At 54.4% G+C, this 23,861-nt stretch carries 24 protein-coding genes; 7 read left to right on the forward strand and 17 right to left on the reverse strand.

The genetic code is table 11. The features are described 5' to 3' along the window. Positions 1–8: 8 nt before the first annotated feature. The 8 genes from E0L21_RS08050 to rppH form a co-directional block, all read right to left on the reverse strand. Positions 9–332 (reverse strand): prepilin-type N-terminal cleavage/methylation domain-containing protein, encoded by a 324-nt coding sequence (locus E0L21_RS08050; protein WP_131408341.1) that lies wholly within the window; start codon positions 330–332, stop codon positions 9–11. Next, complete coding sequence (locus E0L21_RS08055) at positions 317–724, reverse strand: DUF2509 family protein (RefSeq protein WP_131408343.1); 408 nt, start codon at positions 722–724, stop codon at positions 317–319. The genes E0L21_RS08050 and E0L21_RS08055 overlap by 16 nt, the downstream gene beginning before the upstream one ends. Continuing rightward, entirely contained in the window at positions 721–1,284 is a 564-nt protein-coding gene (locus tag E0L21_RS08060; protein WP_131408345.1) for a prepilin peptidase-dependent protein, read from the reverse strand. The genes E0L21_RS08055 and E0L21_RS08060 overlap by 4 nt, the downstream gene beginning before the upstream one ends. Next, a complete protein-coding gene (locus E0L21_RS08065; RefSeq protein ID WP_131408347.1) occupies positions 1,278–1,739 on the reverse strand; it encodes a prepilin peptidase-dependent protein in 462 nt (153 codons plus the stop codon). Before E0L21_RS08065 ends, E0L21_RS08060 begins: the two co-directional genes overlap by 7 nt. 184 nt (positions 1,740–1,923) lie before the next feature. Continuing rightward, positions 1,924–2,718: a thymidylate synthase gene (gene thyA, locus E0L21_RS08070; protein ID WP_131408349.1), complete on the reverse strand. Its 795-nt coding sequence runs from the start codon at positions 2,716–2,718 to the stop codon at positions 1,924–1,926. 6 nt (positions 2,719–2,724) lie between these two features. Further along, positions 2,725–3,600, reverse strand: coding sequence for a prolipoprotein diacylglyceryl transferase (gene lgt / locus E0L21_RS08075; RefSeq protein ID WP_131408351.1), 876 nt, complete (start codon positions 3,598–3,600; stop codon positions 2,725–2,727). 155 nt (positions 3,601–3,755) lie between these two features. Next, positions 3,756–6,002: a phosphoenolpyruvate--protein phosphotransferase gene (gene ptsP, locus E0L21_RS08080; protein WP_131408353.1), complete on the reverse strand. Its 2,247-nt coding sequence runs from the start codon at positions 6,000–6,002 to the stop codon at positions 3,756–3,758. Positions 6,003–6,014: 12 nt separating this feature from the next. After that, complete coding sequence (gene rppH / locus E0L21_RS08085) at positions 6,015–6,545, reverse strand: RNA pyrophosphohydrolase (RefSeq protein WP_017457684.1); 531 nt, start codon at positions 6,543–6,545, stop codon at positions 6,015–6,017. Between the two features lie 681 nt (positions 6,546–7,226). Here rppH and mutH point away from each other — a divergent pair. The 4 genes from mutH to E0L21_RS08110 all read left to right on the forward strand — a co-directional run bounded on the left by mutH (position 7,227) and on the right by E0L21_RS08110 (position 10,236). Beyond that, positions 7,227–7,922, forward strand: coding sequence for a DNA mismatch repair endonuclease MutH (gene mutH, locus E0L21_RS08095; protein WP_131408357.1), 696 nt, complete (start codon positions 7,227–7,229; stop codon positions 7,920–7,922). A gap of 65 nt (positions 7,923–7,987) precedes the next feature. Next, positions 7,988–8,701, forward strand: coding sequence for a TerC family protein (locus tag E0L21_RS08100; RefSeq protein WP_131408359.1), 714 nt, complete (start codon positions 7,988–7,990; stop codon positions 8,699–8,701). Positions 8,702–8,847: 146 nt separating this feature from the next. Then, positions 8,848–9,066: a lipoprotein YgdR gene (gene ygdR / locus E0L21_RS08105; protein ID WP_007370351.1), complete on the forward strand. Its 219-nt coding sequence runs from the start codon at positions 8,848–8,850 to the stop codon at positions 9,064–9,066. Between the two features lie 129 nt (positions 9,067–9,195). Next, positions 9,196–10,236, forward strand: a complete 1,041-nt coding sequence (locus E0L21_RS08110) for an NADP(H)-dependent aldo-keto reductase (protein ID WP_131408361.1) — start codon at positions 9,196–9,198, stop codon at positions 10,234–10,236. Positions 10,237–10,239: 3 nt separating this feature from the next. Here the strand turns inward: E0L21_RS08110 and lplT are convergent, their stop codons facing one another. Beyond that, a complete protein-coding gene (gene lplT, locus E0L21_RS08115; RefSeq protein ID WP_131408363.1) occupies positions 10,240–11,433 on the reverse strand; it encodes a lysophospholipid transporter LplT in 1,194 nt (397 codons plus the stop codon). Continuing rightward, positions 11,426–13,585 (reverse strand): bifunctional acyl-ACP--phospholipid O-acyltransferase/long-chain-fatty-acid--ACP ligase, encoded by a 2,160-nt coding sequence (gene aas / locus E0L21_RS08120; protein WP_131408365.1) that lies wholly within the window; start codon positions 13,583–13,585, stop codon positions 11,426–11,428. Before aas ends, lplT begins: the two co-directional genes overlap by 8 nt. A 607-nt stretch (positions 13,586–14,192) precedes the next feature. On the opposite strand from aas, the gene galR reads away from it, so the two are divergent. Further along, positions 14,193–15,197, forward strand: coding sequence for an HTH-type transcriptional regulator GalR (gene galR, locus E0L21_RS08130; RefSeq protein ID WP_131408369.1), 1,005 nt, complete (start codon positions 14,193–14,195; stop codon positions 15,195–15,197). Here galR and E0L21_RS08135 read toward each other — a convergent pair. The 5 genes from E0L21_RS08135 to E0L21_RS08155 are packed head-to-tail and all read right to left on the reverse strand — an operon-like array spanning position 15,170 to position 19,553. Beyond that, positions 15,170–15,634, reverse strand: a complete 465-nt coding sequence (locus E0L21_RS08135) for a GNAT family N-acetyltransferase (RefSeq protein ID WP_131408371.1) — start codon at positions 15,632–15,634, stop codon at positions 15,170–15,172. The genes galR and E0L21_RS08135 overlap by 28 nt on opposite strands. After that, positions 15,631–16,404, reverse strand: coding sequence for a GntR family transcriptional regulator (locus E0L21_RS08140; protein ID WP_065370137.1), 774 nt, complete (start codon positions 16,402–16,404; stop codon positions 15,631–15,633). Before E0L21_RS08140 ends, E0L21_RS08135 begins: the two co-directional genes overlap by 4 nt. 58 nt (positions 16,405–16,462) lie before the next feature. Beyond that, positions 16,463–16,780, reverse strand: a complete 318-nt coding sequence (locus E0L21_RS08145; RefSeq protein WP_131408373.1) for a PTS sugar transporter subunit IIB — start codon at positions 16,778–16,780, stop codon at positions 16,463–16,465. Between the two features lie 9 nt (positions 16,781–16,789). Then, entirely contained in the window at positions 16,790–18,217 is a 1,428-nt protein-coding gene (locus E0L21_RS08150) for a glycoside hydrolase family 1 protein (protein WP_131408375.1), read from the reverse strand. Between the two features lie 7 nt (positions 18,218–18,224). Continuing rightward, positions 18,225–19,553, reverse strand: a complete 1,329-nt coding sequence (locus E0L21_RS08155; RefSeq protein ID WP_131408377.1) for a PTS sugar transporter subunit IIC — start codon at positions 19,551–19,553, stop codon at positions 18,225–18,227. Between the two features lie 275 nt (positions 19,554–19,828). Here E0L21_RS08155 and E0L21_RS08160 point away from each other — a divergent pair, with 275 nt between their 5' ends. Continuing rightward, positions 19,829–20,842, forward strand: a complete 1,014-nt coding sequence (locus tag E0L21_RS08160) for a LacI family DNA-binding transcriptional regulator (RefSeq protein ID WP_131408379.1) — start codon at positions 19,829–19,831, stop codon at positions 20,840–20,842. On the opposite strand, the gene lysA is transcribed toward E0L21_RS08160, so the two are convergent. After that, on the reverse strand, positions 20,839–22,101 hold the full coding sequence (gene lysA, locus E0L21_RS08165; RefSeq protein WP_131408381.1) for a diaminopimelate decarboxylase: 1,263 nt from the start codon (positions 22,099–22,101) through the stop codon (positions 20,839–20,841). The genes E0L21_RS08160 and lysA overlap by 4 nt on opposite strands. A 123-nt stretch (positions 22,102–22,224) precedes the next feature. On the opposite strand from lysA, the gene E0L21_RS08170 reads away from it, so the two are divergent. Continuing rightward, on the forward strand, positions 22,225–23,151 hold the full coding sequence (locus tag E0L21_RS08170) for a LysR family transcriptional regulator (RefSeq protein ID WP_131408383.1): 927 nt from the start codon (positions 22,225–22,227) through the stop codon (positions 23,149–23,151). Here E0L21_RS08170 and E0L21_RS08175 read toward each other — a convergent pair. Beyond that, positions 23,148–23,840: an aspartate/glutamate racemase gene (locus E0L21_RS08175; RefSeq protein ID WP_131408385.1), complete on the reverse strand. Its 693-nt coding sequence runs from the start codon at positions 23,838–23,840 to the stop codon at positions 23,148–23,150. The two genes, E0L21_RS08170 and E0L21_RS08175, sit on opposite strands and share 4 nt — an antisense overlap. Positions 23,841–23,861 lie beyond the last annotated feature (21 nt).

The raw sequence follows: 23,861 nt of genomic DNA on the forward strand, positions 1-23,861 counted from the left end.
GCTCCTGACTACTGACTGTTCGGGCAAAATAATCGCGTCATTTGCCCCTGCCTGCCCGCTGGCGAATTAACGGTAACGTTGATGCTGACACATCCCCCAGTGGTTGTCTGCCCCCGCTGAACTTGCCAGCCTGGTGGTAACGGAGGGGCTTCTGGTTGCGCCTGTTGCCAGGCATAACGCCATAACTGTCGCCACTGGCTGGTGGATACAAACCCCGAGGCCAACGCACGATGATAACCGCCAAGCGCGGTAACGACCATCACCATTAACACCATAGCCAGCAGAACCTCTGTAAGGCTAAAGCCTCGTTGTTTGTTTACGGCGACTGGCATAACGCTTCCTCTTTTAGTGGGCAAAAATCACTCCAGCCATGCGGCAAAAAACGCACCTGCGCGTCCTCCACACGCCCTAGTTGCCACAGCGATGCTTCTGCGTTTGCGACAATCAGCAACGCGCTCCCATCGGCCAAAATGCGTAAACAATTTCGAACATTGGGCACAGCGCTTTGCTGGCACTGCAGAGCAGGCTGGGCTGGCCAGGTTTGATGACGCGCCCACTCCATGGACGAAGAGATCTCCGCAGCGTTGCGTATCCCTTGAGCTTCACTGTTCACACGCCAGATATGGCTGCTCAATTGCTGGTTTAAACCGTGTAACATCAGGCTGCCCAGCAGCAGTAACAGTAAGACCAACGCCAGCGATGACATACCCCGTTGCCGGTTCATAAGTTATATCCAGTCACGCTCAAATCAGCGGTAAGGGGTTGCCCGCCATAGCCCGGAACACGAGCCGAAAGTGTAATTGCGAGCTGTGGTGAAAACCCCGGTGTCTGATGCTGAGCAACATGAAAATACTCAATGCTCATCTGGGCAGGATCAGTGATTTTTTCCCAGCCACGGCCACTGCAAGATGTTGCTCCGCGCATGATTTCCAGTGCGCCACTTTGCACCCTAAAACCGGTTTGTTCCGGTTCGCTGCTTCCCGATGACTCCCAGCGTCCATTGCTGTTGGCGTCCCACTGAGCAATGACGCAATCACCACTGCTACTGATAACCAGCGGCTGGCCGCTACAGCTGCCATTGCAATACCCCGCTCGCTGGAGATGTTTTGCGATGCCGCGCAGTTGCAGCCAGAGATCGTCTTCCACCGTCTGGATACGGGTGTGCTGCGTTACCGCCATCTGTAGTGCCGGTAAAAAACGAGCGGATGCCAGTAACAGCACGCTGCCGATTGCCATTGCCAGAACGGTTTCCAACAGTGAAAACCCTTTTTGCTTGTCTAACATAGATTCTCCGCTGATGGCTGGCACATTCTGATCCTTCCCCACGCCGAAACCACCACCCGCCACTCTCCCGCACTGCTACGTATCCGAATGTTGCCAGGCCAGGCCGTATTGCGCAGGCCAAAGAACCCCAGCGAAGGCGTCACATCAACCAGCGTGACGTCAGGCCAACGAGGTTGCAGTGAGAAAGCATTCTGGACAGCACAGGTTTGCGACGGCGAATTCACCAGGCACCAGCCTTCGCCTTCACGAATGCCATACACGAGCTGTGAACGGTTGTGCCAGTTGGCATCATCACGCAGACGTTCAAGTAAATGCCGCACCTGTAATGCGGTTTGCCACAGCCGCTGCTGCGCCTGCCAACGTTGCCAACCTGAGATACCAGCACCGCTCAGGATAACAATCAGCACCATTGCGACGAGGGTTTCAATCAGGGTGAAGCCATCTTCTTTTTTCATGGCAGTAGTGTGTCGTTAGGGTGCATTCAGATCGAGGTGCAAACAAAGATGTTACGAGGCAGTACGAAGGAAATGCGTCACGTTGCAGTGAGTTGCAGGTGGGGTGGAAGCAAGGCCGAAGAAACGATTATCAGGTAAAAAAAACCGGTACGTTGCCGCACCGGTTATGACATGTTGGTAGAAATCAGATAGCGACAGGCGCTTTGATGGCCGGATGTGGATCGTAGCCTTCGATTTCGAAGTCTTCGAAACGGTAGTCAAATAGCGACTCAGGCTTACGCTTGATAACCAGTTTCGGCAGCGCACGCGGTTCACGGCTTAGTTGCAGACGGGTTTGTTCCAGGTGGTTGCTGTAAAGGTGGGTGTCGCCACCGGTCCAGACGAAATCGCCCGGTTGCAGATCGCACTGGTGAGCCATCATATGCACCAGCAAGGCATAGCTGGCGATATTGAACGGCAGACCAAGGAACACATCGCAGGAACGTTGGTAGAGCTGGCAGGAGAGCTTGCCGTCCGCCACGTAGAACTGGAAGAACGCGTGGCAAGGGGCCAGCGCCATTTTGTCCAGCTCACCGACATTCCACGCGGAAACAATAATGCGGCGTGAATCCGGGTCGTTTTTCAACTGGTTAATAACCGTCGTGATCTGGTCGATATGGCGGCCGTCCGGCGTAGGCCATGCGCGCCACTGTTTGCCGTAAACCGGACCAAGATTGCCCTGTTCGTCGGCCCATTCGTCCCAAATGGTGACTTTGTTTTCGCGCAGATAGGCAATATTGGTGTCGCCCTGCAGGAACCACAGCAGCTCATGAATAATTGAACGCAAATGGCAGCGCTTGGTGGTCACCAGCGGGAAGCCGTCCTGCAGATTAAAACGCATCTGATGGCCAAAAATAGACAGCGTGCCTGTCCCGGTGCGGTCGTTTTTCGGGGTGCCTTCATTAAGCACCTTTTGCATCAACTCTAAATACTGTTTCATGGTTCCTCAGGAAACGTGTTGTGGCGAACGATGGCGGTACGCCCAAATCATCATGATTGCGCCTGCAACGATCATCGGAATGGAGAGGATCTGCCCCATGCTGATGTATTGCACCCACTCGCCGGTAAACTGGGCGTCGGGCTGGCGGAAGAATTCAACGATGATACGGAACGCGCCGTAGCCTATCAGGAACAAGCCGGAGACCGCGCCCGTCGGGCGAGGTTTGCGAATAAACAAGTTAAGGATGACAAACAGTACAATACCTTCCAGCGCCAGTTCATACAGCTGAGACATGTGACGCGGCAGCACACCGTAGGTGTCAAAGATCGACTGCCATTCAGGATGAGCGGGCAGCAGCGCAACATCTTCTGCGCGCGAACCAGGGAAGAGCATGGTAAATGGGAATGACGGGTCAACGCGCCCCCACAGCTCACCGTTGATAAAGTTACCCAGACGCCCTGCGCCAAGGCCAAACGGGATCAGCGGAGCTATAAAATCGGAAACCTGGAAGAAGCTGCGTTTGGTGCGTCTGGCGAAGATAACCATCACCACAATCACGCCAATCAAACCGCCGTGGAAGGACATGCCCCCGTCCCACACACGGAACAGATAAAGCGGGTCGTTCAGGAAAACCGGGAAGTTATAGAACAGCACATAGCCGAGACGGCCGCCGAGGAAAACACCGAGAAATCCTGCGTAGAGAAGGTTTTCAACTTCGTTTTTTGTCCAGCCACTGCCCGGACGATTCGCCCGGCGCGTTGCCAGCCACATCGCAAAAACGAAACCCACCAGGTACATCAATCCGTACCAGTGGAGGGAAACCGGTCCAATGGAAAAAATCACCGGATCAAAGTCCGGAAAATGCAGATAGCCACTGTTCATCTGTCACCACAACTTGTTGTTATTCCGCCGAAAGTGGACAGCGGTTCACCTACGCGACCGCAATTGTCGGTCGCTCCAAAGCTGCGAATCATAGCATAAGGCACCGCGAGCGGGTGGCGGCGAAGTTGTAAAAGTTATGTATATCCCTGAACCGGCTAAATTCCACCGCGAATCAGGCCGCCCAGCCCACGCCGCTCCATAAATGCGGCAATTTGATGACGCACTTCGGTTGCCAGTTGCGCATCCAGGGTACGTCTCGCCAGCGTTTGCGCCTCTTCACAATCAATACGCCGTAGCAAATATTTAATGCGCGCCACCGAGCGTCCGTTCATGGAGAGATGGCGGTACCCAAGGCCAATAAGCACGGCGACGCACATCGGATCCCCGGCCATTTCACCGCACAAGCGGATATCAATGCCTAACCGTTCTGCTTCATCGGCAACCATCGCCAGCGCCCGCAGCACCGCCGGGTGCAGGCTGTCGTACATATTTGCCACTCGGGTATTGTTACGATCAACGGCCAGGATGTATTGCGTCAGGTCGTTGGTGCCAATCGAGATAAAATCGACGCGATTCGCCAGGTGCGACAACATAAACACCATTGACGGCACTTCCAGCATTACTCCGATACGCGGCTTAGGAATTGCGTAACCGATCATCTCTTCCACTTCACGACCGGCGCGCTCGATTAGCCTGCGCGCTTCATCGATTTCGTCAATACTGGTGATCATCGGCAGCAGAATGCTGAGATTCCCGGTTGCCGCATTGGCACGCAGCATGGCGCGCACCTGCACCAGGAAGATTTCCGGCTGGTCGAGCGTGATTCGAATACCACGCCAGCCAAGGCAAGGGTTCTCCTCGCTGATAGGCATATAAGGTAATTGCTTATCAGCGCCGATATCGAGCGTACGCAGCGTCACAGGCTTATCGTTAAACATCTGCAACATGCCCTGGTATTGCGCCACCTGTTCCTCTTCCGACGGGAAGCCGCTTTGCAACATAAACGGGATTTCTGTGCGATAAAGCCCAATTCCGTCGATGCGGCTGCCCAGTTTCTCTTCATGCTCTGGGCTTAAACCTGCGTTCAGCATCACCTTCACCCGCTCGCCGCTTTTTAGCTGCGCGGCCAGGTTCACGTCGTCTTCGGCAAGGCGGCTGAGTTCATTCTCTTCGCTGATAAGGCGCTGGTATTCCTGCAACAATACCGGTTCAGGATCCACCAACAGCTCACCGCGATAACCGTCCACCACCAACATGCGACGTTGCAGCACGGCGGGCTGAATATCCGCCCCCATTACCGTCGGGATGCCAAGCGCGCGCACCATAATTGCCGCGTGCGAATTTGACGCACCGTCACGCACCACCACACCCACTAGCCTGTCGTGCGGCAGTTCTGCAAGTGTCGTGGCGGAGAGTTCCTCGGCAACGAGGATAAAGCGCTCCGGCCAACTGTTTGGCCCGGAAATGGAGTCATCCAGGTGGAATAACAAACGCTGGCCCAGCGTACGCAAATCTCCAGAGCGCTCTTTCAGGTAGCCATCATTGAGGGCAGCAAACTGTTCGGCAAAACTTTCAATTACGGTTTTTACCGCCCATTCAGCCACCACGCCCCTGTCCACTTCTTCAAACAGCTCACGGCGCAGGCGCGCATCGGAAAGCAGGTGCGAATAGAGATCGAAAATTGCCGCCGTCTCTTTTTGCGCGCCGGCGGCGAAACGTTTGCTGTAACGGCGAAATTCATTGGCGGCTTCTTCCAGAGCCGCTGTTAATCTTTCGCGCTCAAGCGAGGTATCAAGCGTCGAGGCCGGATAAACCTGTTCCATTAACGGCAGCGTTTCATCGACCCAACCTTCAGCGATAGCAACACCTGGCGCTGCCGGTAAGGCGCGAATTCGCGTCTGCCGATACTGGCCAAACAGCGCGTTTAACTGTGACTGGGAGAGGATAGCCGCCATCTGGGTAGCAAGCGTGACCAGAAAGGACTCTTCGCTTTCATCGTACTGGCGTAGCTCGCGCTGTTGCACCACCAGCACACCAAGCAACTGACGACGCTGAATAATAGGTACGCCAAGAAAAGCGCGAAAGCGCTCTTCTTTAACAGCAGGAATGTATTTAAAACTGGGATGTTTTTGCGCATCCGCCAGGTTGATGGGTTCCGCCAGCCTGCCTACCAGACCGACAATTCCCTGATCGAATGCGAGCGCGACGGTACGACCACGCGGCTTTTTTAAACCGCGGGTCGCCATCAGGTAATAACAACGCCGGTCGTGATCTGCGAGATAGACCGAGCACACTTCGGTTTCCATCGCCAGACAAACGTCGGTAACCAATATTTCCAGCGCTTCATTAAGGCGTGGCGCGCTGGCGACTTTCTCAACTATTTCTCGCAGTCGGGTGAGCATAATGTGGGTGGCTTAACCTCGTTTACGTCGCCAGGCAGGCGCACTTTGCGGCTTCGGAGGCGTTTCCTGAAGCGACATCACCGCGCTTGCAAACTCTTTCATCACCCGTCGGTAGACATCGCGTTTAAACGACACTACCTGACGGACAGGATACCAGTAGCTCACCCAACGCCAGCCATCAAACTCGGGCGTGCTGCTGGTCTGCATGTTGATCTCACTATCGTTACCTATCAACTGCAAAAGAAACCATTTTTGTTTCTGGCCGATACAAACCGGCTTTGTGTCCCAACGCACCAAACGTTTCGGTAACTTGTAACGCAACCAGTTACGCGTAGAAGCAAGGATACGAACATCTTTACGACTTAAGCCCACTTCCTCAAACAGTTCCCGATACATTGCTTGTTCCGGGGACTCGCCAGGGTTAATTCCCCCTTGGGGGAACTGCCACGAGTGCTGTCCAAAGCGTCTGGCCCACATGACCTGACCTTGTCGATTACAGATTACGATTCCAACATTTGGGCGGTAGCCATCGTCATCAATCACCGGACTACCTCAAAAAAAGTCTGAATAAAGCGATTGTTTCACACTCCCGGAAAACGGTAAACCACTCTATGACAGGGATACGAACGAATAACATTTGAATAACTCACAGTAATTATCAAAGTTATAAACAGAAAACGATTTTGACGACGCTTTTTATTCACCTTTTCTGTGGATAGAGTTGTGAAAAAGTATGGAATTACCCAGGGAAAACCCAGAGCAGTCTGAATAACCCCGTTTTGCATGCAACAAATAAAATACAGTAATTCATTAAGTTAAGTAGCTTTTCAACCGTTAACAGGCCCATAATGTGACGATCATCACCTTAAGGATCCTGGCGCTGATGAAAGATCGAACAGAGTCGAATTTATCCACAGATTATGCCAATAAGTTAGGCACATTTTGTGCAGAATTTCGATTTTCCTCGCACGTCAAGGCTGTAAATCGAAACAGTAGTGGCACTTTTTCCCAGTTATCCCACTTTTCTGTGGATAACATGGTGTAAGATCCTGTTCATTGTCAGTGACCAGATTTGGAAAACCCGACATGTAGTTGCGCAACTCTTCAAAACCCTCCGTAAATTACCTTATAAATCATGCAATTGTTCATAGCACAAAGAAAAAGGTACACTGCCGGGCTACGGTGCAAAATTAGCGGTTATTTTTTAAGCAAAAGGTTTTTAACATGTTCGCGTTGGCTCCTTTCACTTCACCGCCTGAATCAGAAGTGCAATTGCTTGCCCAGGCGCAGCGCCTGGCGGGCTACACGCTCGGCGAACTGGCCGCCCTTGCAGGCTTGCCCGTTCCGCGTGATTTAAAGCGTGATAAAGGCTGGACAGGTGTTCTGTTGGAGCTGTGGCTCGGTGCCAGCGCAGGCAGTAAACCCGAGCAAGATTTTGCCGCGCTGGGCGTTGAGCTAAAAACAATTCCGGTGGATAACCAGGGACGCCCGCTGGAAACCACATTTGTGTGCGTGGCACCACTTACCGGCAACAGTGGCGTCGTGTGGGAAACCAGCCACGTGCGGCATAAGCTCAAGCGCGTCTTATGGGTTCCCATTGAAGGATCACGCGAGATACCGGTGGCGGATCGCCGCGTCGGATCGCCGCTGCTCTGGAGCCCAAATGCAGAAGAAGAACAGCAGTTGCGGCTCGACTGGGAAGAGTTGATGGATTTGATTGTATTAGGTCAGGTCACCCGAATTACCGCCCGTCACGGCGAAGTTCTGCAATTGCGCCCGAAGGCTGCTAACAGTAAAGCGCTGACCGAGGCCATTGGCGAACATGGCGAAACCATCCTCACATTGCCGCGCGGCTTTTACCTGAAAAAGAACTTCACCGGTGCACTGCTGGCGCGCCACTTTTTGCTTTCGCCGCATTAAATTTTTGCCTAAGCCACAGTGGCGCTTATAATTGGCGCTTCTTTTTTTGGCAGGACTTTATAGAGATGTTATTTGCATGGGTAACCGATCCCAACGCCTGGCTCGCGCTCGGTACGCTGACGCTGCTGGAGATCGTTTTAGGGATCGACAACATTATTTTCCTCTCTCTGGTGGTTGCGAAGCTACCTACCGCGCAGCGTAATCACGCACGTCGGTTAGGTCTGGCTGCGGCGATGATCATGCGGCTGTTACTGCTGGCATCCATTGCGTGGGTAACAAGGCTGACACACCCGCTGTTCAGCGTGTTTGATCACAGCGTTTCTGCCCGCGATCTGATCTTATTCCTTGGTGGTCTGTTCCTTATCTGGAAAGCGAGTAAAGAGATCCACGAATCGATCGAAGGGGAAGAGGAAGGATTGAAGACTAATGTGCATTCCTTCCTTGGCGCGATTGTGCAGATTATGCTGCTCGATATTATCTTCAGTCTCGACTCGGTGATCACGGCGGTGGGGCTGTCCGATCATCTGTTCATTATGATGGCGGCAGTAGTTATCGCCGTTGGCGTGATGATGTTTGCCGCGCGTCCGATTGGCGAGTTTGTTGATCGCCACCCGTCTGTCAAAATGCTGGCGCTGTCGTTTTTGATCCTCGTCGGTTTTACGCTGATTCTGGAAAGCGTCTCCATTCATGTACCGAAAGGTTACATCTACTTCGCTATGTTCTTCTCCATCGCGGTTGAAACGCTCAACCTGATGCGAAATAAGAAGAATCCGCTGTAAACAAAACGCTTCCTCAACCGGGGAAGCGTTTTTTATCTTTCATCTGTCTTTAACAACTTTTTTCAGATTATCCTGCTTTTTCATCGCCAAACAGCACGTTATTACTAAACTTGTTGTCAGACGCATGCCACCAGAGGATCAGAATGATGAAGAAATGGGCAGTGATTATTTCCGCAGTGGGGTTGGCTTTCGCCGTTTCCGGATGCAGCAGTGATTATGTGATGGCGACAAAAGACGGCAGGATGATCCTGACGGACGGTAAGCCGGAAATTGACGATGATACCGGGCTGGTCAGCTACCGCGATCAGCAGGGCAATAAGATGCAGATTAACCGCGATGACGTATCCCAGATTATTGAACGCTAAGAAATTGTTATAAAGGTCAGTCACCTGCTGGCCTTTATTTGATTTTTCGCTTTCCCTTTTTACTCCCCTCTGCCATGTTTATATTCCTTTGTCAGGTCAACTGACGTTGTACTTTTAAGGAAGCCGGCTATGCAGTATCACCGTATCCCCCACAGTTCGCTTGAAATAAGCACCCTGGGGCTGGGCACTATGACGTTTGGTGAACAAAACAGCGAAGCCGACGCCCATGCACAGCTCGATTACGCCGTCAGCCAGGGCATCAACCTGATTGACGTTGCAGAGATGTACCCTGTTCCGCCACGTCCGGAAACGCAGGGTTTGACGGAAACCTATGTCGGCAACTGGCTGGCAAAACGCGGTAACCGTGAGAAGCTGGTTATCGCCTCCAAAGTCAGTGGCCCCAGCCGCAACAATGACAGCGGTATTCGCCCGAATCAGGCGTTGGATCGCAAAAACATCCGCGTGGCACTGGACGACAGCTTAAAACGTCTGCAAACCGATTACCTCGATCTTTACCAGGTACACTGGCCACAGCGCCCGACCAACTGCTTCGGCAAACTGGGTTACAGCTGGGTTGATAGTGCGCCGGTGGTGACGCTGCTGGAAACGCTGGAGGCGCTGACCGAATGCCAGCGTGCCGGGAAAATCCGCTATATCGGCGTTTCAAACGAAACGGCGTTTGGCGTAATGCGTTATCTGCAACTGGCCGAGAAACATGAGTTGCCACGCATCGTGACGATTCAGAACCCGTACAGCTTGTTAAACCGCAGCTTTGAAGTGGGTCTGGCGGAAGTGAGCCAATATGAAGGTGTCGAGCTGCTCGCTTACTCGTGTCTGGCGTTTGGTACGCTAACCGGTAAATATCTCAACGGTGCGAAACCCGCTGGCGCGCGCAACATCCTGTTTAGCCGCTTTACGCGTTACAGCAGTGAGCAGTCGCAAAAAGCCGTCGCGGCGTATGTGGAGATTGCGAAGCGCCACAATCTGGATCCGGCGCAAATGGCGCTAGCTTTCGTGCGGCGTCAGCCTTTCGTCGCCAGCACCCTGCTGGGCGCAACGACGATGGAGCAACTGAAAACCAACGTGGAAAGCTTCCATCTCGATCTCAGCGCAGAGATTCTGGCTGAGATCGAAGCAGTGCATCAGGTTTACACCTACCCGGCACCGTAACGGTTAACGGCGGCGCTGCCAGATCCACAGCGCCGTAATTGCCAGCGCGAAAATAACCCCAAAGCCCACGCCAGTGCCAATTACCGGTACGCCCGCTTTCACCGCCAACGAGTACAGGCCCAGCATCAACAACATGGCCATGTTTTCGCCGAGGTTCTGCACCGCGATCGCATTGCCCGCGCCAACCGACTCTTTGCCAATCGCTTGCAACAGCGCATTCAGCGGCACCACAAAGAAACCGCCCAACATGCCGATCAACATCAGCACGCCGTAAGCAGGCAGTAATGCATGTTGCAATGAAAACAGCACCACCGCCACGCCAATGAGAATGCCAGCAGGCATACAACGCGCCACGGTTTCCAGTGTCACCAGCTTCGCCGCCAGCCCGGCACCGGCCACAATTCCGACGGCGACCATCGCGTTAAGATACGTAGGCGTCGCGTTATCGGTGATCCCAAGCGCCACTGGCACCCACAGCACCAGCAGGAAACGCAGCGTCACGCCCGCGCCCCAGAACAGACTAGTCCCGACCAGCGAAAAGCGCGTTTCACCGTTGCGCCACAGGCTTTTGCAGGCGTTGAAGAAGCTGGACGTCATCGGTGTAAAGCGCCAGGATTGCCCCGGACGCGCAGCAGGCAGCTTCGGGATCAGCAGATTGGCGATCACCGCGCCCGCGTACACCAGCGCACAAACGCCGAGTGCTACCAGCACATGCCAGTCGGCCAGCACACCGCCAGCCATCGAGCCGAGTAAAATGGCGGCGATGGTCGACGATTCCATCAAACCATTCGCTTTCACCAGTTTATCGCCGGTGGTGATTTCGCCAAGAATGCCGTACTTCGCCGGGGAATAGGCTGCCGCACCAATGCCGACTAACAGATAACCGACAAACGGATTGATGCCGATGCAAATACTCGCCGCGCCAACCAGTTTCAGGCCGTTGGCGAACATCATCACCCGGCCTTTGGCGAAGCTGTCGGCGATCTGTCCAACAAAGGGTGCGAAAAGAATGTAAGCGCCCACAAACACCATCTGCAAAATCGGCTGGCTCCAGTCGGGATAAAACTCCGCTTTCAGCAACGCCAGCGTGGCGAAGAGCAGCGCGTTGTCGCCAAACGCCGAGAGAAACTGCGCGGCAATCACCGCCATCATCCCGCGCGACCACAGCGAGGAGCTAGTGCTTACTGACTCATGCATGTGTCGACTCCGCCTCTTCAATCATGCTTTTCAGGGTCACAAAATCAGGTTTGCCGCTGCCCAGCACGGGCAACTGTTTCAGGAAGCGAATATCGCGCGGCACGGCAAGTTCCGGCACACCCTGTGCACGCGCCTGCTGTTGCAGCTTATCGCGCGTCAACTCGCTGTCGGTGGTGAACATCACCAGCGCCTCGCCTTTGCTGGCATCGCTCTTGACCACCGTGGCATGCAGTTTCTCCGGCGAAACCGCCAGCGCCAGTTGTTCGACAATCTCCAGCGAGATCATCTCCCCGGCGATTTTGGCAAAACGCTTCGCCCGCCCCTGAATCTGCACAAAGCCTTGCTCATCAAAACGGACAATATCACCGGTGTCATACCAGCCCGCTTCCATTTCGCCGTTGATATTTTCCGCCGTGGGCGCTTCCAGCACGCCGGGATTTTCCACCCGCAGATAACCGGTCATCACGTTGGGCCCTTTCAATTGCAGGCGACCACCGTCTTCAATGCCCGGCACCGCCATTAACCGCGCATCCATGCCAGGTAAAATCCGCCCGACGGTACCCGGTTTTGCTGCCATCGGTACGTTGATAGAAACCACTGGCGCACACTCGGTCACGCCATAACCTTCAAGGATGCGCAGGCCGAATTTGTCCTGCCACAGCTGGCGGGTGCTGTCCTGCAATTTTTCAGCACCGGCAACCACATAGCGCAAGCGGAAGAAGTCATACGGGTTGGCAAAACGCGCATAATTGCCAAGGAACGTCGAGGTGCCAAACAGCACGGTGCAGTTACGGTCATACACCAGTTCAGGAACAATGCGGTAGTGCAACGGGCTCGGATAAAGGAACACCTCCGCGCCGGTGAATAACGGCGTGAATAACCCCACCGTTAAGCCAAACGAATGGAATAGCGGCAGCGCCGACATGAAGCGGTCATTGGCGGTAAAATCAGCGATGGTTTTAATCTGCTCAACGTTGGTCAGTAGGCTTTTATGGCTATGCACCACGCCCTTCGGATTGCCCTCTGAACCTGAGGTGAAGAGGATCAGTGCCGGGTCTTCCGGTTTTTGCGGCAGTTGCGCTTTTAATGGCGTCAGCAGATGGCGGAAAATCCACACCTTGTCTTCCCAGGTGACATCGCCTTTTAAATCTTCCAGATAAACCCAGCGTACCTGTGTGAGTTGCTCCGGCAGATGCCACAGCTTGCCTTTATCCATAAAAGTACGGGATGTGAAGATGGTTTTAATCTGCGCTGCGGTAATCGCACTACTCAACCCTTTCATGCCGGCGGTGTAGTTCATCATCGCCGGGATGCGCGCACGCGCAATCGCGCCGAAAATCACCGCCGCGCTGATGCCGGCATTTGGCAACATCAGGCCGATTTTCTCACCCGGCGCGCTGTATTTATCCAGGATACGGGCAACAAACAGCGATTTGGTCAGCAGCTTGCGGTAACTATCCGGTGTGAAATTGATGTCTTCAACACAGTGCTTATTAGAGCCATAGCGATGCTTTGCAGAAAGCAACGCTTCAAACAGGGTTTCGCGTGGGCGCACGGCCATACGCGCTTCCATCATAATTTGATGCAGCATCTCGCCCGCCAGCTTGCGACGGTCGCGCGCACGCGGCGCATCCGGCATCGGTAGATGTGTAGGCGGCAGAATATGCAACGTAATACGTGGGAACAGGCGCTGTTTTACCAGCCCTTTGAGGCGGCTGAAGTAAGTTAGCTCCGCACCATCAATACGCAGTGGGATCACCGTCGCGCCTGATTTTGCCGCCACGAAACCTGCACCGTCGTAAATTTTCATTAATGAGCCGGAAACAGAAATACGGCCTTCCGGGAAAATCACTACCGGGCGGCCCTGTTCCACTAACCGCACCAGATGTTTAATCGACATCGGCTTGGTCGGATCCAACGGCACAAAATCAATAATCGAGCTTATCCAGCGCATGTACCACTGGCTGCTGATGGAGGTGTAGACCGCGAAAACCGGGCGCACTGGCAGAAATAACGCCAGCAAAATGCCATCAATAAAAGAGACATGGTTAGGGGTGATAAGCACGCGTTCGCCGTGCAGCGCCTGCATGTTGCCGGTCAGTTGTACGCGAAACAACACACGGAACAGACCGCGGAAAAAACCCAGTAGCATTTCAACTCCTTTTGCCAGTCAATTAAGCAGGTTATCTTCAAATTGTGGCAGATTACATGAGAAGTGCGGCGGGTTAAAACGCGGGCGAAAAAAAACCTGCGCGTCCGCGCAGGTTGGTGCAAGAAATGAGTACGAAAAGCGTACCGAATAAATCACCAATCAATACCTCTGGGACCTTGATTGTCGCGTGCGGCACCGCGCCTCACCAGTGGGAAAAAGCAAGAGAGTGAGCCGAAGTGAAACGAGGTGTGTCCATTCGCGATTACTGTTACAGACTAAAGGTAAAAAAAAACCTGCGCATCTGCGCAGGTTGGTGTAATTCGAGTGTGCAACCCTGGGGGTTGCGCTCACCTATCAATACCTCTGGGAGTTCTACTCTGTCACGGGGGGATACCCGCCACCAGCGGACAATCGAAACAGCCCTTCGCAAAGTGTAACTAAAGATTGTGCCTGAATTACTTTGCAATTTCCCACGTGTAACGTTTTCACTGATTTCCTTCGCGTCAGCTCACGTTTGCAGATACCTGCCGGGTAGCTTCCTTGATTACACGTCGCTTTTCCGTAACACTATGCAGCGTGTAAACGCTTACCCAAAGGAAGGTGCGTGATGGCGACTATCAAAGATGTCGCGCGGCTGGCAGGAGTTTCGGTCGCAACGGTTTCCCGCGTGATTAACGACTCGCCAAAAGCGAGCGAAACCTCGCGCCAGGCGGTGCAAAGCGCAATGGATGCGCTCAATTACCACCCGAACGCTAATGCCCGCGCGCTGGCGCAACAGTCCACCGAAACCGTGGGTCTGGTGGTGGGCGACGTGTCGGACCCTTTTTTCGGTGCAATGGTGAAGGCTGTTGAACAGGTCGCCTCCGCTACCGGGAATTTCTTGCTGATTGGCAACGGCTACCATAACGAAGAGAAAGAGCGTAAAGCCATTGAGCAACTTATTCGCCACCGCTGCGCGGCGCTGGTCGTTCACGCCAAAACCCTTCCTGACGATGAACTCGCCTCGCTGATGAAACAGATGCCGGGCATGGTGTTAATCAACCGCATTTTGCCGGGTTTTGAACAACGCTGTGTGGCTCTGGATGACCGTTACGGTGCCTGGCTGGCAACGCGCCATCTGATCCAGCAAGGCCATACGCGCATTGCCTATCTCTGCTCCAACCACGCGATTTCTGATGCGGAAGACCGCTTGCAAGGATATTACGATGCGCTGAAAGAGAATGGTTTGCCCTGTAACGATCGGCTGGTGACGTTTGCCGAGCCGGATGAGAGCGGCGGCGAACAGGCGATGACCGAGTTGCTCGGTCGCGGGCGTAACTTTACCGCCGTCGCCTGTTATAACGATTCCATGGCCGCGGGTGCCATGGGCGTGCTGAATGACAATGGCATTGATGTGCCACGTGAGATTTCACTGATTGGCTTCGATGATGTGTTGGTATCGCGCTATGTTCGCCCGCGCTTAACTACCGTGCGCTACCCGATTGTCACCATGGCAACACAAGCCGCCGAATTGGCGCTGGCGTTGGCGGAAAACCGCCCGCTGCCGGAAATCACTTACCTTTTCAATCCAACGCTGGTGCGCCGTCATTCGGTGATTGCGCTGCAAGAGTAGCGGTACAAGTGCACGGTCTTGTCCGGATACTCAAGACCGTCGCCGATGTAGCGCCAGCCAAAACGCTCGTAAAAATCACGACACGCCGAGTAAAGATGCAGCTCCTGAAAACCCATCGCTTTCGCCTGCTCGATAACATGGCGCTGTAACTGCCCGGCAAGCCCCTGCCCGCGAGCGCTCTCTTTCACATATAACGCCGCCAGCCACGGAAACAGATCCTGGCGGCTTATCAAATCGCAGCGCCACAGCCCGACGGTTCCCAGCAGTTGATCATCGTCAACCAGGACATAAGTCAGCGGCAACTGCCCCGGCCGCTGGCTGTGGGCGATGATACTGGCGAAGAAATCACGCGGCAGCGAATCGCCAAACTCATGCCATAACCAGTCCACCACCTGCTCTTCGAAGTGTGGCGCTTCGTAAAGGGGAATAATCTTCATACGATCTTTCCTTGGAAAATCGGTACCGACTCAAACAGGTAGCCATCAAAGTCTGGCGCATCTTCATCGGAAAGCTCCAGCAGGCTCTTTTTGACATTTTCGAGGTGCTGCCACATGGCTTGCCATGCGCCCATCACATCGCGACGGCGCAGCGCTGCCAGCAGAGTCTGCCGGTCGCCCAGCCATTTCAGGCGATACGGGCGGCTGGCAATATGCACGTTGAATTGTTGCCACAGCGGGCTGCTGTCCATGTGGTGCCAGATACTCTCCACCGTCGCCAACAGCATTTGGTTTTGCGATGCGCCAGCCAGCACCAGGTGGAACATTTTGCTGTTGTCCTGCGAGGTGTCATTCATCGCAATGGCGCGCTGCTCTTGCTCAAGAATGCGCCGAAGATTATCGATATCCGCGCGCGTCGCCATTTTGGCGGCAAAAGCGGCGATATTACTCTCCAGCAGTTGTCGCGCCTGTAAGATCTCAAACGGGCCAACATCGCTACTTAAAAAGCGCTCCTCTTCGTTTTCATGCTCCTGCGGAATACGCATCACATAAACACCGGAACCCTGGCGAATATCCACCGTGCCTTGCAACTCCAGCATCAGCAATGCTTCACGCACGATGGTGCGGCTAACGCCATATTTTTCGGCGATATTGCGCTCCGGCGGCAGACGGGAACCCACGGGGTAATGCCCCTGGATTATCTGCTCGCGTAAATCTTCGCCAATCTCCTGGTACTGTTTTTTTTCCGGCGGGACGACGGCCTTCTCCACAATATCACCTGCAAGTCTGAGTTATCGCTCAGGCCGGGCGCGCCCCGGCCTGTCGGCGCTATCTTACCAAAGCCAGCGCCTGATCGAGAACTTTCGCGCCGTTTAAGGTGCCGTAAGCCACCGAATCGATCACATCAATCGGAATGCCGTATTCGTCGGTCAGTTTTTTATTTTCCGCCAGCTTAAAGCGCACCTGTGGCCCCAGCAGTACAGCGGTTATCTCGGCGGCGTAGCTTTGCAGCTCGTCGCGCAGGGATTGCTCTGCAATGGCGTAGATCTTCAGCTCAAGGCCGCGCTCCGCCGCCACTTTTTCCATTTTGGTCACCACCAGCGATGTGGACATCCCGGCGGAGCAGCACAACACAATACGTTTCATGGTGGCTCCTTATTTCCATTCGTCATCAATAGTCAGGGTAAGCTGGCGTTCATCGCCCAGCTTGCGAAACCAGGCGGCAGACTTTTTCAGCCGGCGGTCGCGGTTGTTTTGCAGGTCGATCTCAATCAGGCCATAGCGGTTTTTAAACGCGTTCATTGGCGAGACGTTATCGGTAAACGCCCACAACATGTAACCCTGGCAGTTCGCGCCCGCTTCTCTGGCGCGCAGCGTTTGGTATAAATGTGCGGCAATAAAATCAATGCGGTAATCGTCCTCAATGGTGCCCGCCGCGTTGCGAAACTGCCCTTCGTTCTCAATACCCATGCCGCTTTCTGCAACAAACCACGGAATGTTGCCGTAGTCGTTTTTGATGCGCATCGCCATGTCATAAATGATCTCCGGCAGGATCTCCCAGCCGCGCGATTTGTTCATTTTTCTGCCCGGCAACTCAAAAGGCTCGTAGTAGTAGGCCGGGTGGAAAGGCGTTTCCGGGTGCCAGGCGCGCGACGGCGCTTTTACACGATGCGGGTAATAGAGGTTAATACCGAGTTCATCAACGGTGTTGTCACGAATGATCGCCAGCTCTTCCTCGCTGTAATCCCACTGCACCTGGTGTTTTTCCAGCAACTGGAACAACTCCGGTGGATAGTGGCCTTTCACCATTGGGTCAAGAAAGATGCGGTTATAGAACAGATCGTAGCGCTCGGCGGCCAGCACATCGTGCGCCGCGCGTGAACGCGGGTAAGTCACTTCCGGGTTGAGAATGCAGCCCACGGTGCCTTGATAACCCTTCTCGCGAAACAGCTTCACCACTTTCGCGGTAGCAAGGTTTTTATGGTGATTCCACTGCATCCAGGTTCCGGTGTTCTGCTCATAAGGCCAGCGCAGCGCATCCAGGTAAACGCGGGTTTGCACCACAATCGGCTCGTTGAAGGTGAACCAGCGGGTAACTTTATGGTGAAAACGCTCAAACACCTTTTCGACATACAGCAGATACAGCTCAACCACTTTTTTTGACGCCCAGCCGCCGTAGGTTTCCAGCAAATAACCCGGCAGTTCGTAATGTTCCAGGCAGATCATCGGCACAATGCCGTGGCGCTGCATCTCGTCAAACAGTTCGTCGTAATACGCGGCATAGCGTTCATCGACCACGCCGTTTTCATAATCAGTAAGAAAGCGCGACCAGTTGATTGACGTGCGATAGTGAGTCAGCCCCGCCTGTTTCATCAGTTGCACATCGTCACGAAAACGCTGGTAGAAATTGGTCGCCACTGCCGGGCCGTAACCGTCGTGCCAGACGTGACGATCGTTTTTGTACCAGAGATCGGGCCAGGAATCCTGGCCCTCCCGTTTGTCGACCCAGCCTTCGGTTTGCCAGGCTGAGGCCGCCGCGCCCAGGATAAACGACGGCGGTATGGCAATAGTTTTCTTGCTCATTACATCCTCAGGCGTTGTTAGAGGCTTCGGCTTGTAGTTGCGCTTGTTCGGCGCGGCGAGAGGCAATTTTCACAAACGGCAGATAGATAATGACGGAAGTAATAATGCAGATAAGCTGCGTCACCACCGCACCCATTGAACCGGCGGTCGACAGCCAGGCGTTGATCAATGGCGGCGTCGTCCACGGCACCATCACCACCGCTTTGCCGGCAAAGCCAGTCACCGTGGCGAAATAACCGATCGAGCCGGTTACCAGCGGGGTGATGATAAACGGGATCGCGAGAATCGGGTTAAGCATGATCGGCATGCCGAAAATAACCGGCTCGTTAATATTAAATACTCCTGGCCCGATGGAGAGTTTGGCGATCTCTTTCATCTCTTTACGCTTGGTGGCGATCATCACCGCAATCAGCAAGCCGATGGTTAAACCCGAGCCACCGATACTCATATACACATCCCAGAACGGCATGGTGATGATGTTCGGCACCTCTTTGCCCTGCTCAAAGGCGCTCATATTAACGGTGATCGCGCCCAGCAGCAGCGGTTCGCGGATAGGCTTAATCATCTGGTTACCGTGGATACCGATAACCCAGAACAGTTGCGCCACAAACATCAGCAGCAAAATACCGGGCAGGCTTTGCACCACGCGCTCCAGCGGCTGTTGCACCACCTGGTAAACGGCGTCATACAGGTACATGCCGGTCACCTGGTGGAAAACAAAACCGAAGGTGGCAATTACCGTAGTGGTGATGATCGCCGGGATCAGGGCCGAAAACGAAGCAGAAACGTTGGGCGGCACGGTGTCCGGCATTTTGATCTTCAGCCCATCGCGGTTTTCCAGCCAGCAGTAAATTTCCACCGACAAAATAGCGATAAACATGCCGAGGAACAGGCTACGGGTATCGGAGAACTGGCGCAGCAGCACGTCTTTCACCACGTGCATCTGCCCGTCTACCAGCATTTCTACGGTGGTTGGCGTGACGCAGATAAAACATATCACCGCCAGTAAACCGGGAAACAGCGTCTTAATACCGTTGATACGCCCGAGTTCAATACCGATTAAGAACACCGCGCCAATGTTGAGAAAGTTCAGCGTGGCGTAGTTAATCGCACTGGTGATCGGCTTTAACGCCGCGAGAAAGGAGAGTGACTGGAAGCTGGCGAGGCCGTTTTTCGGATCCAGCACCATATTGGAGATCAGGACGGAAAATGCGCCGACGATGATCACCGGCATCAGGGTAATAAACGAAGCTTTGATCGCCATGATATAGCGATAGCTGTTGAACTTTGTCGCAAAACTACCCAGAGAATCGATGAGTTTTTCTTGTAGAGCCATGAGTTAACACCTCAGTAAAGGGGCTTTTTTATCGATGCAGGGATACAGCACAGTCCCATTTGGCATACCAAAAATAGCCATACATAGGAGAAAGTTCTGTGACGAGGCTCGCAACCCGCATTCTGGTATTCCAAAACGAGACGAAAGCCAACATTGGCATACCACCTTACCGTTAGCAGGGATTTTCGACACTTAGCGCAAACCGTAACGGCTGGCCTTAACCCGTGAAATGAGTGTGGTAAACTGCGTTTCATTACGCGAAACGAGAACTCGTCATGGTCACAATGCTGGATGTCTCATTGCGCGCGGGCGTTTCAAAAGCAACGGTTTCCCGCGTGCTGAACGGTACGGGTCAGGTAAAAGAGAGCACCCGCATTCAGGTTTTTAAGGCGATGGAAGAGCTGGACTATCGGCCCAACTTTCTTGCCCGCTCGCTGGCAAACCGCACCAGCAACAGCATTGGCCTGGTGGTATCCAGTTTTGACGGTTTTTATTTTGGCCGCTTATTGCAGCAGGCGTCACGCCAGGCGGAATTGCACGGCAAACAGTTAATTGTCACCGACGGTCACGATACGCCAGAGCGGGAAGAGCTGGCGGTGCAGATGCTGGCAGACAGGCGCTGCGACGCCATTATCCTTTACACCCGGTTTATGAGTGAAAAGGCGATCTTAACGCTTATTGATGCCACACCAATGCCGCTGATCGTTATCAACCGCGAGCTATTCCAGGCGCACGACAAATGCGTGTTCTTCGAGCAGCAGGACGCGGCCTTCCAGGCGGTGGATTACCTGATCACACAGCATCACCGGGATATTGCCTGCATCACCGCACCCATCCACACGCCGACCGGTAAAGCGCGGTTGATGGGTTATCGCAAGGCGCTGGAAAAGCACGGCATTCGCTGGGATCCGGCAAAAGTGAAATACGGTGACTCCACCATGACGCGCGGGTATGAGCTGTGCCAGCAGATGTTGCAGGAAGGGGTAACGTTCAGCGCGCTGTTTGCGTGTAACGACGATATGGCGCTGGGCGCCTCAAAGGCTATATGGCAGGCGGGTTTGCGTATTCCGCAGGATATTTCGCTGTTCGGCTTTGATGACGCGCCGAGCGCCCGCTGGCTGGAGCCGGGGCTATCGACGGTCTATTTACCGATCGATAACATGATCACCACCGCGATTGATCAGGCGATCAAACTGGTGAACAACGAACAGATCGCGGCGATCCCACCGTTTACCGGCACGCTGGTATTGCGTGAATCAGTGGCAGCGGGACCGACCAGCAAGGCTTAGAGCAGCTCCAGACCGATCAGTTCTTCGATGGTCTGGCGGCGGCGAATCAACCGCGCGACACCGTTATCAAATAAGACTTCCGGCAGCAGCGGGCGGCTGTTGTAGTTCGATGACATCGAGGCACCATACGCGCCGGTATCATGCAGCACCAGATAATCCCCGGCTTTCACTTCCGGTAGCGCGCGGGTTTCCACTTTCCCGCCCTCTTGCTGAGTAAAGACATCGCCGGATTCACACAGCGGTCCGGCAACCACGGTATCAATCAGTGGCGCATGACGAAGATCGCGCCCATCGGCGGCCAGCGCGGTAATGTGGTGGTAACTGCCGTACATCGCCGGGCGCATCAGATCGTTAAAACCGGCGTCGATCAGCACAAAGTGACGGCTGCCCATGTTTTTCACACTGCGCACTTGCGAAACCAGCACGCCAGATTCCGCCACCAGGAAGCGCCCCGGTTCGATCTCCAGCTTCACCGCGTGTCCCAGATGTTTGGCGATTTGCTCGCGCGCCGCGTTCCACAGCCCGTAATAATGCGCGGTGTCCACCGGCTCTTCCCCTTCGTGGTAGGGAATCGACAGACCGCCGCCTGCGGAAATTGCCTGCAGATCCTGGCCGAAATCGACCACCTGGCGCACCATTGCACCACACACTTGCTCCAGATGGCCATAATCCACGCCGGAACCGATATGCATATGAATGCCCGCCAGTTTCAACTGGTAGCGCTGCATCACCGCCAGCGCATCCGCCAGATCGCTGTACCAGATACCATGTTTGCTGTTTTCGCCGCCAGTATTGGTTTTTTGGCTGTGGCCGTGACCAAAACCTGGGTTAACGCGTAACCACACGCGATGGCCCGGCGAGACCGCGCCAAGCTGCTCCAGCATATCCACCGAACCGGCGTTCACCGCAATACCCAGTTCGCTCACCCGCGCGATGGTCGCGTCGTCCAGCACATCGGCGGTAAAAACGATATCGTCCGGGTGCGTTTGCGGATCGTAACCCGCTGCCAGCGCACGTTCGATCTCCCCCAGCGAAACGGAATCGACTTTCACGCCCTGCTCGCGCATCAAGCGCAGAATATGAATGTTCGAACAGGCTTTTTGCGCAAAACGCACCACGTCGAACGCGCGCAGTTTGGCGATTTGTGCGCGAATGATTTGCGCGTCATAAACCCATACCGGGCAGCCAAATTCAGCAGGTAAGCGCAGCAGATTTGCGGCGTTAAGGTCGGTTTCAGTCTGGTGTAATGAGCGTGGCATGATGACTCCGGGCAACAAAATTTTTACTGATTACGCCACAGCGCGAAGAGAATAAAAAATATCGTTTTATCGCAACTCTATGCAAAAATGATATGGATAACGTTCTGAAACCGGATCCCGCCCATGCCCGCTGTCAATCTGCGCCATATCGAAATCTTTCACGCCGTGATGACCGCCGGCAATCTGACGGAAGCCGCCGCGCTGCTGCATACCTCGCAACCGACGGTGAGCCGTGAGCTGGCACGCTTTGAAAAAGTGCTGGGGCTGAAACTGTTCGAGCGCACGCGTGGGCGTTTACAACCGACGGTGCAAGGCTTGCGGTTATTTGAAGAGGTGCAGCGTTCCTGGTACGGGCTGGACCGAATTGTCAGCGCCGCCGAAAGCCTGCGAGAGTTCCGCCAGGGGGAGCTTTCCATCGCGTGTCTGCCGGTGTTCTCACAATCATTTTTACCACTGCTGCTGCAGCCGTTTATGGCGCGCTACCCGGATGTCAGCCTGAATATCGTGCCGCAGGAGTCGCCGTTGCTGGAGGAGTGGCTGTCAGCGCAGCGCCACGATCTGGGCTTAACCGAAACGCTCAGCACCCCGGCAGGCACCGAGCGCACCCCACTGCTCACCTGCAATGAAGTCTGCGTGATGCCGCAGGATCATCCGCTAGCACGCAAAGCGGTGTTAACACCGGCAGATTTTCAGGGTGAGAATTACATCAGTTTGTCACGCTCCGACAGCTACCGGCAGTTGCTGGACGCGCTATTTAATGAGCATCAGGTGAAGCGACGCATGGTGCTGGAAACGCACAGCGCCGCCTCGGTGTGCGCGATGGTGCGCGCCGGGGTGGGAATTTCGGTGGTTAACCCGCTGACGGCACTGGATTACGCGGCCAGCGGCGTCGCGGTGCGTCGTTTCAGTATTGATGTACCGTTTACGGTGAGCCTGATCCGCCCACTGCATCGCCCCGCTTCCGCGCTGGTCGAGGCGTTTACCGCCCATTTACAGGCAGCCATGCCGCTAGTCAGCGGGCCGCTGGCTGCCATGCTGGACGAATCTTAAGAGAGCATAAAGTCCACCGCATCGGCGGCATGCAGCGCCGCCGTATCAAACACCTTAATCGGGCAATGGGTTTCTGGTAGCAGCAGGCCGATTTCGGTACAACCAAAAATGACCCCTTCTGCGCCTTCGCCAGCCAATTTTTTGATTAAATTGACAAAATAGTAGCGAGACTCATCGGTAAATGTCCCCATACACAGCTCACTAAAGATGATGTCGTTAATGCGCTCGCGCTCTTCCGGGCCTGGCACGGAGGTTTCGATGCCAAACTGTTTTTCCAGGCGGCCACGATAAAAATCCTGTTCCATGGTGTAGCGAGTGCCCAGCAACGCGACATTGCGCATGCCTGCGTTTTCAATCGCCCGCCCGGTCGCGTCTGCAATGTGCAGGAACGGAATATGGCAACGCTCTTCAATTTGTCCGGCGACTTTGTGCATGGTGTTGGTACACAGCACAATCGCCTGTGCGCCTGCCTGCTCCAGACCCGCCGCCGCCTGGGCTAAGATCTCGCCGGCTTTGTGCCACTGTGCTGTTGCCTGGCAGGTTTCAATTTCATGGAAATCCAGGCTGTGCAGAAGCAAGCTGGCGGAGTGCAAGCCGCCGAGGCGGGCTTTCACACCCTCATTAATCAGGCGGTAATAAGGAACGGTTGATTCCCAGCTCATACCGCCCAGCAGTCCTATCGTTTTCATCGCTTGTCTCCGTCTGGTTTA

This window comes from Kosakonia quasisacchari, assembly GCF_004331415.1.
GTDB lineage: Bacteria > Pseudomonadota > Gammaproteobacteria > Enterobacterales > Enterobacteriaceae > Kosakonia > Kosakonia quasisacchari.